The organism is Runella zeae DSM 19591, from assembly GCF_000423565.1.
Taxonomy (GTDB): domain Bacteria; phylum Bacteroidota; class Bacteroidia; order Cytophagales; family Spirosomataceae; genus Runella; species Runella zeae.
In genome coordinates, this window is sequence record NZ_AUIF01000063.1 from 14510 (window position 1) to 27398 (window position 12889).

6 protein-coding genes are annotated in these 12889 nt (G+C 45.1%); all 6 read right to left on the reverse strand.

Features of this window, described 5'->3' with window-relative positions; all coding sequences use genetic code 11:
- Positions 1–31: 31 nt before the first annotated feature.
- On the reverse strand, positions 32–2203 hold the full coding sequence (locus G563_RS0116760; RefSeq protein ID WP_169579771.1) for an alpha-amylase family protein: 2172 nt from the start codon (positions 2201–2203) through the stop codon (positions 32–34).
- 104 nt (positions 2204–2307) lie between these two features.
- A complete protein-coding gene (locus G563_RS35030) occupies positions 2308–5634 on the reverse strand; it encodes a VCBS repeat-containing protein (protein WP_169579772.1) in 3327 nt (1108 codons plus the stop codon).
- A gap of 95 nt (positions 5635–5729) precedes the next feature.
- Complete coding sequence (locus tag G563_RS0116770) at positions 5730–7229, reverse strand: RagB/SusD family nutrient uptake outer membrane protein (protein WP_028666334.1); 1500 nt, start codon at positions 7227–7229, stop codon at positions 5730–5732.
- A gap of 32 nt (positions 7230–7261) precedes the next feature.
- A complete protein-coding gene (locus G563_RS0116775) occupies positions 7262–10924 on the reverse strand; it encodes a SusC/RagA family TonB-linked outer membrane protein (protein ID WP_028666335.1) in 3663 nt (1220 codons plus the stop codon).
- 20 nt (positions 10925–10944) lie between these two features.
- Positions 10945–11931, reverse strand: a complete 987-nt coding sequence (locus G563_RS0116780; protein WP_028666336.1) for a FecR family protein — start codon at positions 11929–11931, stop codon at positions 10945–10947.
- 47 nt (positions 11932–11978) lie between these two features.
- A complete protein-coding gene (locus G563_RS35035; RefSeq protein WP_037327218.1) occupies positions 11979–12623 on the reverse strand; it encodes an RNA polymerase sigma-70 factor in 645 nt (214 codons plus the stop codon).
- Positions 12624–12889 lie beyond the last annotated feature (266 nt).

Consider the following 12889-nt stretch of genomic DNA (forward strand, 5'->3'; position numbering starts at 1 on the left):
TAATACTCTTAAAAAATAATCTTACGCTCATTTATTGCAACAAAACCTTGCCTGTTGTGGCATCAAACAACGTTGTCGAAGCCTTTTGAAGCGAAATTTTGACTGTTTGACCGTTTTTGAGGTGCAATATCCGCTCGCCTCCGTCTTTGGTATGCAGCAACAGCAAGCCCGAATTGGCATACGTAAAATCGTTTTGTTCGTTGTAAATATGGCAACCTGCCTGGCGGAAAATTTCCCGAAAACCGGTTGTGCCATTGAGCGGCAATGCACAAAAAACGGAGGTATAATCAGGCATTTTCTTCCGGGCAATCATCACCTGATTCGTGCTGTCTAATTGGGCCAATACCTGCGCGTTGGCATCTTTTATTTCTACCAAAGGCGCAACCTCCGCATCAAATTTGTAGCTGTAAGCAGGACTCAGAAAATTGACGCGGGGAGCTTTCTTCAATTCTATTCGCACCATTTCGATACCTGTTAGATGTTTGACAAAATCCAAATTGAGCGTTCTCCCGTCGGAATAGCCGGTCAGATAATTCCATACAATTGTTCGGTTATTTTGTGCTACTTTGCTAACAATGAACTGTTTTTGAGCATCTGTAAGGTGATAAACATTCATAAAAACCACCGCTTTATACCGGTTGAGGTTCACCCGTTCTAAGTCAAAATCATAGACGTGGTCGCCCACAACGCCCGCCCGCATGGCTTGCTCGGTAGAGTGATCAAGCACATTCATCGAAAGCGGTGTCCAAGCCGATTTAAGGTAATAAAAAACATCTTGTGACCACACATACAACACATCTGCCTCCGACTGATAAGGCACTTGCAGGCGTTTGTCGAAAACCTCTTTTTCAACTTTGATATTGGCCAAATATTGGGGGTTGTCCCACCAGCCAAAGCCTTTTTGCAGGCCAAAATCGTAGTACCAATAGCCAATGCCCCGCATAAGCGGCAGCAGTCCGCATCGTTTGAGAATGGCCTCATAAACAGGGTCATATCGTTCCTTAAAGCGTATGTTGTCGTAGTTGTTTTCGGGGTGTAAATAGCCGTTGTCGATTTCATCAAGCCATAGTTTTCCGTGTAACAGTGTGGACTCAATAATGCCCCGCGAAATGCCGGACCCGCCTGCCTTGCGTGTATTTTCCCAGTAGGTTTGTGGAGCAGCCAAATAGTCAATGTAGGGACTTTCTAAAATTTCTTTGACAAACAAATGCCCTCCAACAGTTTGGCGGTTGAAAGTCATGTGTAAATAGCCATAAAAAATGCCGGTGATGAGTTTTCGGGGCCAATTTTGTTTGGCCAATCGGCAAAAATAAATGGCATCTTCGGCCACCACTTGCTGTTGGGCCGTGAAATAATCAATGACGCGCTGTTCTTGGGCGGGGTCTTTAAACATTCCGTCTTGTGTGCGGAGGCGTTCGGCTACGTCGGGAACGCCGGCGTTTTCGAGCGAGAAAGTCGCATTATTCCACGCTTTTTGAAGATTTTCGGTGGTTTTATACTTGTTTTTGAGCCAATTGCGAAAATAGCGTGTCATGGCCACGCCCGTGTCGGGGTCATGATTGATGAAGCCCCAATAGTGCCATTCGCCATAAATACCGCCCGAAAGGTGCATTCCCATCACAGCATTTCCTTCGGGTGTTTTAGCGAGTTTTTGGCAGAGTTCAATCAGTTTTTCGCCCGATTCTTTTTTCCATTTTTCGGAGGCCAAACTTGCCCGTAAAACGCGGTCAATGTCGTGCTCTTCGTTGTTGTGGGGCGCGCCACTTTTGAGGATTTTGTCCACGGGCCCATCGGCGTATTGCGTACATTCATCGGGGTTGGCTTCGTTCCACCAAAACGGCGCATTGACGTGTACCCGAATCACCACACCCGCATCGGGGCATTGGTCAAGCACACCGCGCACTTGGCGTTGAACTTTGGCGATATCAAGGTTCCCGGTGTTTTTATACCAAATATCTTCCAAATACAAGTCCACCTGAAAGAGCCTTATGCCGATGTTGCAGAAGTTTTTGATGTTGCGGGCGGGCACTTCCTCCCACGACCACCTGCCGCCATAAGCGTGCGTGAGGGCATAAAAAGAGGGCGTTTGCGGCAGGCCATTGACGTGAATCGTAGGTCGCCCAAAGTAGGATTTTATTTCTGCAGATTTCGGTTTCTGCGCCCAAATCGGCAACGCGAACAATAGAGCTAAAACGATTGACATACCGTTATAATTTGAAAAAAAAACCGCCTTAGAAGCCAAAAACGTCAGTTGGTACAGACACTTATTTATCATAAAGAGATATTATTCTTGAATGAAAAACCGTATTAATTTTTGTTTTTACGATAAACCTGCAACGAACTGTTTAGATTGGCAACGACCAGCAGTGTGTCATTTTTTCTCCTCACAATACCCCCTGCACGTATTTCTTTATCAAGGCACAGTCCGCTATTTTTTTTTGGAGTCCATTGTGTCGTTCCGGTTTTTTTAAGCCACGTGCCTATGTCCGCATCATACCAACCACCTATTGTTTCGGGGGCGTTTGTGTTGCCCGCCAATAACAAATTGTCATCAAAGCCGATAATCATACCCACTACAGACATTTGAACTTCTGCATTAAATGCGTGAAACACGAATTGACTATTACCTTTGTTTTCTATCCAACCTGATCGAAATTCTTTGGCCGCCAACCGGTATGCGTTTGTGATGTCTTCTTTATTAAACAAATCCCCCATTTGTAATTTTGAATACTGTTCATAGCTTTGAAAATACCGTTTTAATGGGGGGATTTGCAACATCATCAAATCGCGGCTCACAACGGGTACTTCTTTGCCTTGCAGATAAAAACTCATCACCGGATCTAAGCGACCGTTGCTGTCAAAATCTTTGGCATATATACGCACCGGTTGTTGTGGCGTGGGTTTATACTTGGTATTTTGCCCTATGTTTCCTACTGCCAAATCCAGATCACCATCGGCATCCAAATCTTTGACCAGTAGGCTTTGCCACCAACCTTCCCCCTCTTTAATGAGCGATTGTGCGTCCGAAAATACCCCCTTTTTTTGATATAAAACGGTTGGTGCTATCCATTCACCTACCCAGGTTATATCCAATTGTCGGTCTTGATTCATATCAGCCCAAGCCACTGCTGTAACCAGTCCCGCCTTGGTCAAATCAGGGGCAATCGAAGCGGTTTTGTCTTGAAAAAGCAATGGGCCGTCAGGCTGATTTACCAATAGATAACTCTTTGGCGACAGTGGGTATTTACCCGAAATAAGCCTGCTTCCGCGCAAAATATCCACGTCACCATCACGGTCAAAATCGGCAATGGCAACTGAACTCCCACTAAAAACGGTGGGTGGCAGTGCATTTTTATTTATTTTAAAAGCCCCTCTCCCATCGTTGAAATATAGACGGTCTTGATAGGCTGCAGACTCCCCCTCTTGATGACTTCCGCCACTTACCACATACAAATCGGCATCACCGTCTTTATCGGCATCAAAAAAAACAGCCGCCGCATCTTCAAAACCATCGCTATCGGCCAATGCAGTTTGTGCGAACGTGCCGTTTGCTTTTTGGATAAACAACTGCGACGGCTTTCCTGTATCGGTACCCACAAACAAATCATCAAGGCCATCATTGTTTACATCGCCAACGGCCATACTTGGGCTTACACGCGAGAATTTATGCGGTAAAATGGGGGTTTGGTTAAAATCATTGTATTCTGTTTCAACATGCACAAAGTGTAAACCGACGTCTTTTGGGGTAATTTCGCTAAAGATAAACCGGTCTTTGTGTGTATCAAAAAGCGATGTAAATGGCCTGACTTGCTGGGAATCATAGGCAAGTTTCAGTAGTTGATTGGCTTTTATTTTAGTTTCTACCTGGTATTTACCGTCAGGCCAATACACAATGAGGCTGTCTATTTCTGTACTTTCTCCTAATCCAAAATACTGTGTCAATTCTACTGCTGACACATATCCGCGTGTGGGTTGGCATTCGCGGTATTGCACCTGCCCACCCGCATATAGTTTTAGCTTTGCGCCAATGGCATCACGGTTATTGGCTTTGCCCAGCAGTTTAATTTTAAGATAATGATGGTTGGGTTTTTCGTTGGCGGTATTTTCATAAAACAGTGCTTCGTCGTCAATATTATTGACGACATAATCCAAATCGCCGTCATTGTCCAAATCGGCATATATTGCGCCGTTGGAATAGCTGGGAGTATGCATACCCCACCTCTCTGAAACGTTTTCAAAGGTTAAATCACCGCGATTTCGGTAGGCATAATTAGGGAGTTTTATTTCGGGCAATTCCTTTAGTTTATCATATACTTTAGTGTTTTCTGTAGTTTTGGCACTGAACATGGAAAAATCACGCTGTGAAGCCAAATAGGCCGTAAAATCCATATTGGTTACATCACGGCGGTAGCCGTTGGTAATGAGCAGGTCATTATAGCCATCGCTATCAAAATCAGCCAATAGAGGTGCCCACGACCAGTCCGTTTTTTCAACGCCTGCCAACTGTCCAATATCCGAAAACAAAAACGACTTTCCTGTATCGGTGTTTTTTTCACCCCGATTCAGTTGGAGTGTATTTCGCATATATTGGGGTTGATAGCCCAACCTTAAATCAAGCTGCATACGGTCATGGTTGGAGCCGCCAAGCATCATTTTTTGACGTTCATTGGTTTCCGGCAGCATATCCAGTACCATTATATCAGGGAGTGCGTCGTTGTTGATGTCGGCAATGTCCACCCCCATCGCATTATGGGTTTGATGTTTGAGGTATTCCGTGGCGCGGTTTACGAAAGTGCCGTCTTGATTGTTTATCCATAACAAATCATTCGACAGAAAATCATTGGCGCAATAAATATCCTCCCAGCCATCGCCATTTAAGTCACTGACGGTCAATCCGAGGCCATAGCCCTCAATACGAATACCTGCTTTTTGGGTAACATTTACAAAACGTGTCTTTGCGTTTTGTGAGAAGGTATTTTGATACAATCTGTCATTGCTTGGGGCTTCGCCATTGGAACGTTTGGGTCGCAGGGCATTGCGGTTGTCTTTTTCGAGGGCGTTGGTCAAAATGTAGCAATCTAAATCACCGTCGCGGTCATAGTCAAAAAATGCAGCTTGGGTACTGTAACCCATGTCGTTGAGGCCATATTCGCTTGCTTTTTCTTTAAAAACAGGAATACCGTTTTTATCAGGTCCCTGATTTTCAAACAACAAATTGGCTCTTTGCGTGGTATCTTTGACAAAACCGCCTACGCAAACATAGATATCCTGCCATCCATCCTGGTTAATATCAGCTACTGTAACGCCCGTACACCAAACTTTTGTGCCTGTATTTGATACTGCCGTAATATCTCGAAACTTTAGATTACCGTTGTTCAGATATAATTTAGATGAAACTTGATTTCCGGTAAAATACAAATCCTGAAAACCGTCGTTGTTGAAATCGCCCACACCTACACCGCCACCGTTGTAGATATACTCAAAACTCATGACGTTGAGCTGCTCACTATCAGTAATGCTGTTGTTGAAGGCAATACCCGTTTCTACCGCTCCGAGTTGACGAAAAAGTGAGTTTTTGGTTTGGCAGGCTTCCATTTCCAGCAGCAATAACAATAAAAGGATTTTGGGTTTCAATGGCATCTAAGTAGAAATAAATTGGAATAAAAAGTTATTCCCCTCTGAGCAAAAGGGAATACATTAATCTCTCATCTATATGCAAAGGTTTACATTTAATACCCAGTGTTCTGCTTTACATTCGGATTGAGATCAATCTCGTTGAGTGGAATGGGATAGTACAGGTTTTTGGGAATAGAAATACTCACATCAGTGCGGTCGGAGCTAAAATCGAAGCCCGCTCCTAAATTGATGCGCCCATTTAAATGCCAACGACGTAAATCCAACCAGCGTATGCCTTCTTCGCCCGCCAATTCTACGAAACGCTCGTTCATAATCCAGCCCATGATTTTAGCCTTGTCGGCTTCGGCAGTGGCAAAGTTGGCAGGAATTGTACCTGCCGCCACCATCGTTCTGGCGCGGGTTCGCACCTGATTGATAAACCCGATGGCATCGGCAGTTGAGCCGTTTGAAAGCAACGTGGCTTCGGCTTTCAAAAGCAAAATATCAGCATATCGCAAAATACGGGCATTGTTGAGCGACCCTACTCCTGACTGTGTTTTTTGATCTCGGGTCACGTATTTGGTGATGGCGCGGGTTTTGGCATCCATTGTGAGTGGCAAGCGCGGGTCTTGGGGGTCAAAAGCCGCCAGTAGTTTTTTTGTGCCAACATAAGGGGCTTTCCCGAACAAACTATAGTGGTTTTCGTAATAGCCCCAGTAGGCCGAAGTAGAACCGATATTATTGTCAAAATCATTAGACAACCACACGTTATCGCCCCCGCCGGGTTGCGTGGCCTGAAATTCAAATACCGATTCGGCATTGTTTTCATCTTTTACGTCAAAATTGCTGCCAAAATCTTTGGCCAATGCCCCCGTAACTTTGTTTAAGGCTGTGAGTGCAGCAGCGTAGTCAGCATCTTGCTTTTTGATAGAAGCCCTGAAAATCAAAGATTTACCCAAAAATCCATTGGCTGAATTGGACGTTGCACGGCCTCGATTGCCCGCATCCCAAACTGCCGGCAGCAAGGTGGCGGCTTCGGTGAAGTCTTTAACAGCTTGGTCCAGCAACGCACCTTCGGCAGAACTGGGTTGGGCAATTTCCTCGGTGCCTTCAATGCGTTTCACAACCAGTGGCGAAGTTCCAAAAAAGTTGGACAAATTAAAATAAATCATACCCCGCAAAAACAAGGCCTCCCCTTTGTGATAGTTTTTGAGATTTGGCGTTTTATACACACCTTTTTCAGCCTCAATTTTTTGCAGTGTTGTATTGGCACGGTTGATGAGCTGGTAAGAGGTACGGTAGTAGTCGCCTAAAAAACCTGTGGCAGGTTGCAGCGTTCCGAATATCTCGTAGGCTTCCGTACCTGTCGTGGTAATATCATCACCGGGCAATTGCCAAAACCCGTGAATAGGGTTGTTGCCATTGAACCAATAGAAGTCAGTCAATTTGGCATATATGGCCAATACTGAACGGTCGAAATCAATTTCTTCCTTGAAATAAGCGGCTTCTGTTACTGCCAGTGGGTCGAGGTCAATGTTTTTTTCGTTGCAGGCATATCCCACTGACATCAGCGCAATGAGCGTGGTTAAAAGTTTCTTATGTGATGTTTTCATTTTCTTTAAAGTATTTTTTTAAAGTGAATAATTTAAAAACCAACGTTAATGCCCACTTGCATAGATTGAGTGGGCGGAATAGTACCGAAACTTTCGGGGTCGAGGCCCGTCCACTTGGTGAAAGTGAGCAAGTTAGTGGCACTAAGATAAACGCGGCAGTTTTCCATACTGCCCAATTTACGGGTCAGTGTTTTAGGGAGCGTGTAGCCGATTTGCACGTTTTTGAGCCGCAGGAAAGCCGCACTTTCCACAAAGCGGGTCGAGAAACGGTTATTTTGAGCCGGGTCTGAACGCACCGCCCGGGGCATGGTAGTAGAAGGATTTTGGGGAGTCCAGCGATTGAGGGTTGAAGTCCAGTAGTTATTACCCGGTCCACCCATTCCTTCGCCGCCTGCGCGTTCCCAGTTGTAACGAACCACGTCGCCCACGCCCTGAAAGAATATACTGGCATCAAACCCTTTCCAATTGGCACCTAAATTCAGGCCATAATAGTAACCGGGAATGGTTTTTCCAATAAAACTGCGGTCATCTGCATTGATGGTGCCATCCGGTTCAGAGCCTGCCGCGCTGCCTTTCACGTCTTCAAAATAGATGTCGCCGGGTGCAAAATTGTTATTGTTGTTACCGTCTTTATATTTGGCCTTCCAAGTATCAATTTCGGCTTGGTTCTGAAAAATACCTCCCATTTTGTAGCCCCACAGATAGTTCAGTGACTTACCTACTTCGATACGACCACCTTCGCCACCAAATGCCTGGTCTTTAAAAACGCTCACTACATTGTTTTTCACGGTAGTTAGGTTGGCCGAAGCCGAGAGCGTTAGATTTCCTACTTTTTTGTTGGCTCCCAACTGCAGTTCAACGCCGCTGTTTCGTACCGATGCAATGTTGATGATAGGCTGGTTTTGATTACCCACACTGGCGGGAATGGCGGTACTCTGCAAAATACCCTTGGTAAGTTTGTTGTAATACTCAACCGTGAATGTTATGGTATTATTCAACAATGCTCCGTCCAAACCAATGTTGATGGTTTCGGCAGTTTCCCACGACAGGTTGCGATTCGGGAAATCGGGAAGGCTGGCGCCAAAACGAACACTTCCCACGCCGTTGCCCGCTCCCGACCCCAAAGAATAATCGGGTGTAGTAGAAACCGTTGACAGAAAGGCGAATGCGGCCGTACGCTGATTTCCTAATTGTCCCCAACCTGCCCGCAGTTTTAGGTCATTTACAATGGGCAGTTGCTCCATAAACTTCTCGGCACTGATGCGCCAAGCTGCCGAAACACCGGGGAAAATGCCCCATTTGAAACCGGGTGCGAATTTTGAACTGCCATCGCGGCGAATGGTGGCATCTAAATAATATTTGCTTTTATAGTTATAACTCATGCGGCCTAAGTAGCCAATTAATGCCTCGCGGTCACGGAAAGCTCCGCTGTTGGTATATTGAATCGGGCCACCGATGTTGGTTCTAAATAAGGGGTCGTTGGAAACCACTTGACCCGTGCTGCCACTGATGAACTCGAAACTGTTTTGCTGCTGATTGGCCACAACCAACACATCTACCAAATGCTCGCCAAAAGCACGGTTGTAAGTGACATTCATTTCTTTAATTAAATTCAAGTTGCGCGTATGTCGTTCGCCATAGCTGCCTTTAGAGGTACCATCGTGACCGGCATATGGATTGCCCGGGGTTTGAGAAAATAAATAGTTATCAAAATCGCTCCAACTATTGCGACGATTGTAGAACCAGTTTACGCCGATCATTCCTTTAACTTTCAAGCCGGCAATGGGTTCAATCTGTAAATAGGCGTTGGCAATGTTGCCGATAATTGAGTAATCAGTTTTATTAAGTTGGTGCCAGGCATAGGGGTTTGCATTGGTTTCCGGTCCCCAAAGTGGCTCGGTTTTGTCCAAATCAAAGGCCGAACCGGATGTTAAATCAGTGGCCACAAATTTATCGTTGCGCTTGAAGGTAACATTATAAGAAGGAGCAAAACCCAATGCGTTGGCGGGGTCGTAGATGGGTTGCCAAGGGGTTGTCCCTGACAAATAACCAATGTCGGTTTGGGTGTTGTCTAAAGCTTTGGTGTAGCTGTTGCGGTAGCTCAGGCCCAACGACAGGTACTTCGATACTTTGGAATCAATATTGGCTGCTACCGTGAAACGCTCCAAATAGTTTTGAACCATTGGGCTTTCTGTGCGTGAATACCCTCCCGACACATAGTATTTAGTGGCATCAGTACCACCCGAAACCCGCGCCGAATAGTCTTCAACAACGGCATTTTGATTAATGGCAGGCGTGACCCAATCAACTGTCGGGCGGTTGCCGAGGTACTTAGGGCTTTTAGAATCAAATTCGGCAGGCAGGTTTTTGGCTTCGTCTTTGTTGTTGGTATACGCCTCGTTGATGAGTCCCACATTTTGCTGTACGTTCATCATGTCGTACAGTTTACGAATGTTCTGAATACCCTTTGAGGCATTTATTTCTACGCGAGGGCGGCCTGTTTTACCCCTTTTTGTGGTAATTAACACCACGCCGTGGGCAGCTTGAACACCATATACCGCCGATGCAGCGGCATCTTTCAAAACCGAAACCGATTCAATGTCGCCCGGGTTAATCATGGTTAAAATATTGACATTACCCCTAATATCACCCGCTGCCCCGTCGGTAATGCCGTTATACTGTTCGGTAATTGGCACACCGTCAATAACATACAGCGGTTCGGCATTTCCGAACGTACCCACACCGCGAATCCGTACTTGAGGTCGGGCATTGGGTGCGCCGCTGCCTTGCGTTACTTGCACACCCGTCATTCGGCCTTGCATGGCCATTTCGGGGGCAACGTAGTTGCTTTTGGCAATTTCTTCGGCTTTCACGCTCGAAATAGCACCCGTTACATCGCGGCGGCTGCGTTCGCCGTAGCCAATGACCACCACTTCGCTGAGGGTTTTGTCGTCAGCTGAAAGGCGTAGATTAATAAAGGTTTGCGAACCGATTTTGATTTCCTGCGGCAAATAGCCAATATACGAAACAACCAAAGTGGCGTTCTTGTCAGGTACATCAATCGAAAAACCACCGTCGGCGGAGGTGGTGGTGCCGCGAGTTGTACCTTTTATGGTTATGTTTGCGCCCGGTAGGCCGTTGCCTGCTTCATCGGTGATTTTGCCTTTCACGGGTACTTCAACTACGGACGGCGGTGAAACAGGTTCAATTCTGGACGGGGTAATGGTTCCAAAATTATTATCTAATAACATAGAAGCATCGCCGGGTACTACGGGAGTTGCTTCACGACCGAAAAACGGGTCAGCAAAACCCTCCTTGTTTTGACGGCTATCAGTAATAATGTAAGTGCCTGCTTTGACACGTTTGTATTTCAAGCCAATTGGTTTGAGCAACAAATCCAACGTTTTTTCGATTTTTGGCTCGTAAGAAATGACTCCATTGAGGGTTTTTCCTGCTAAAACACGGTCTTCATAAATGAATGTAACGCCATAATGTTCTTTCAATTCATTGAACACCTGTGACAAGGCGCGAGCTTTCGGAATCGAAACAGGAGGCATTTCTCGCTTCTGTTGCCCCACATAGGCCAATGTTTGCCCAAGAACACTGCTACTGATGCTCAACAAGTAAGTGAGTACTAAGTTTAACAGCACCTTTCTGATGGAGTTGATACTTAATCGTTGTACATGATTTTTCATAATATAAAAAGTTTTCATAGTTAAATAGACTCGACAATAGTAATGGAGTTTTTGTTTTTAATTATCTTTAAATCAAATACTTCTGAAAGTGCTTCTATTAGATCTTCGGCATTTTTGGCCTCTATTTCACCGCTAATGGTGCGTTTGGCAAGTGCCTCTGAATTGATTTTAACTTCTATTCCGTAGTTATCTTTCAACAGATAGCCCACCTCGCGCAGGGATGTTCGTTCAAAAACAAACCGATGGTTACGCCAGGCCGAATAAACCTGCGGTTTTGTGGTCTGTTTCAATTTGGCCTGTTCACCGTTATTAAGTATAACAAGATCGCCCGGTTTCATGGTGATGGGCTGGTTGGCTTTGCCATAATGTACCTTTACCTTACCCTTGTCAAGCACCACTTGCATTCCTTGGGCGCGTTCGCGCATCGCAAACTCAGTTCCCAATACTTCAATACTAAAATCACGGTTAGTTTTCACCACAAATTTTTGGTGCGTAGCGGTGTGCGTAACCGAAAAATAAGCCTCCCCTTCGAGCAATACTTGGCGGGTATCGGTGCCAAACCCAAACCGTGGTACGCGCAAGGTAGAGTTTGCATTGAGATTGACCAATGTGCCATCTTCTAATTGTACATTTTGCAGGTTGCCATACTCGGTGGTATAAGTACGATACAAAAAAACGTTGCGGAATAAGTAAGAAACGCCCAACAGCAAGACTATTGATGCAGCAGCAACCCACCAACTTCGGTACCAAAGTGGGCGAGAGGGCGTTTGACCCGTTTCTGTAGCAGAATCCTCTTGCGTGGCCATGCGATCTTGAAGCTGATTAAACGCGTGCTCAGTATCGGGTTGCCAATGCAAATGTTGGCGTTCCCATTCTTCGAGCCAAACATAATACAGCTCGGCATGGGCGGGGGTTTTTAACCACGTTTCCACGTCACTTTTTACCAGTAGCGATGATTTGCCCGCGAAATAGTCAAAGAGTTGCTCTTTGGAAAGATTTTTTTGCATCGTTCCGAGTTTGATTTAAAAGGTAGAAACAGAAAAACAAGAATACCCTATGTGGGTAACGAAAAAAGTAGCAATGCAATCAGCCACTCATCTTTGAGGGCAGAGCGAAGGGTTTGAAGGGCTTTGCTGATGTGCATTTCAACGGTTTTGGACGAGATACTGAGTTCATTGGCAATCTCGTGGTATTTTTTGCCCTCAAACCTACTCAGCAAAAATACCCGCTTACACTGCGGAGCAAGCTGTGCAATAATGCTTTCTATTTTGTGTTGAAGTTCATCAAATTGCACAATTTGGTCAGGCCGTTGAATAGCTGCCTCCCAATTTTCGACACTATTGAGCGGTGTGCGGCGATTTAGTTCGCGGTTGAGGTAGTTATAGCAACCGTTTCGCACTGCGCCAAACAAATAAGCACGGTAAGAGGTGTTGATTTTGGCAAAATCTTGGTTTTTCCAGCAATTTAAAAATACATCTGAAACAATATCTTGGGCTACTTCTTTGTCCCATACGTAGCGAACAGCATGATTACAGAGCACGGCATGATAACGCCGGAATAACAACGAAAAACCTTCATCGGCAGTTTTTTCAAAGGCAGCCCGAATGAACAACTCGTTGTCGGAGAGATGCTTGGTTTCCAGCAACTGTGGCCGAAGCGGCAACGAATCAGAGTCACTATGTTCGAAAAAAGAAGACATAGATTTTAATAAAAAGCACAATGATAAGATTTTTTTGTACAAAAAACTTTTTTCTGTGCAAAATGTAATCAATCATTACTCAAAAATACTTTAACTTTGTAAAGTTGTAACGAGAATATTCAGTCATAAGTGTCTGTGTATTAATAGTTTGCATTAAAGGGGCTAAATTTGATCTGATTACTGGACAAAAGTTAAGCTCATGGGGACAGAGCATATTTATTTTTTTTAGCCATAACTATCAAGTACTCTATAAAAATTACAATTTT

Bases quoted from the DNA above. Each gene is read 5' to 3' on its own strand.
- G563_RS0116760 (WP_169579771.1), bottom strand. From the start codon at position 2,203: ATGTCAATCGTTTTAGCTCTATTGTTCGCGTTGCCGATTTGGGCGCAG.
- G563_RS0116770 (WP_028666334.1), bottom strand. From the start codon at position 7,229: ATGAAAACATCACATAAGAAACTTTTAACCACGCTCATTGCGCTGATG.
- G563_RS0116775 (WP_028666335.1), bottom strand. From the start codon at position 10,924: ATGAAAAATCATGTACAACGATTAAGTATCAACTCCATCAGAAAGGTG.
- G563_RS0116780 (WP_028666336.1), bottom strand. From the start codon at position 11,931: ATGCAAAAAAATCTTTCCAAAGAGCAACTCTTTGACTATTTCGCGGGC.
- G563_RS35035 (WP_037327218.1), bottom strand. From the start codon at position 12,623: ATGTCTTCTTTTTTCGAACATAGTGACTCTGATTCGTTGCCGCTTCGG.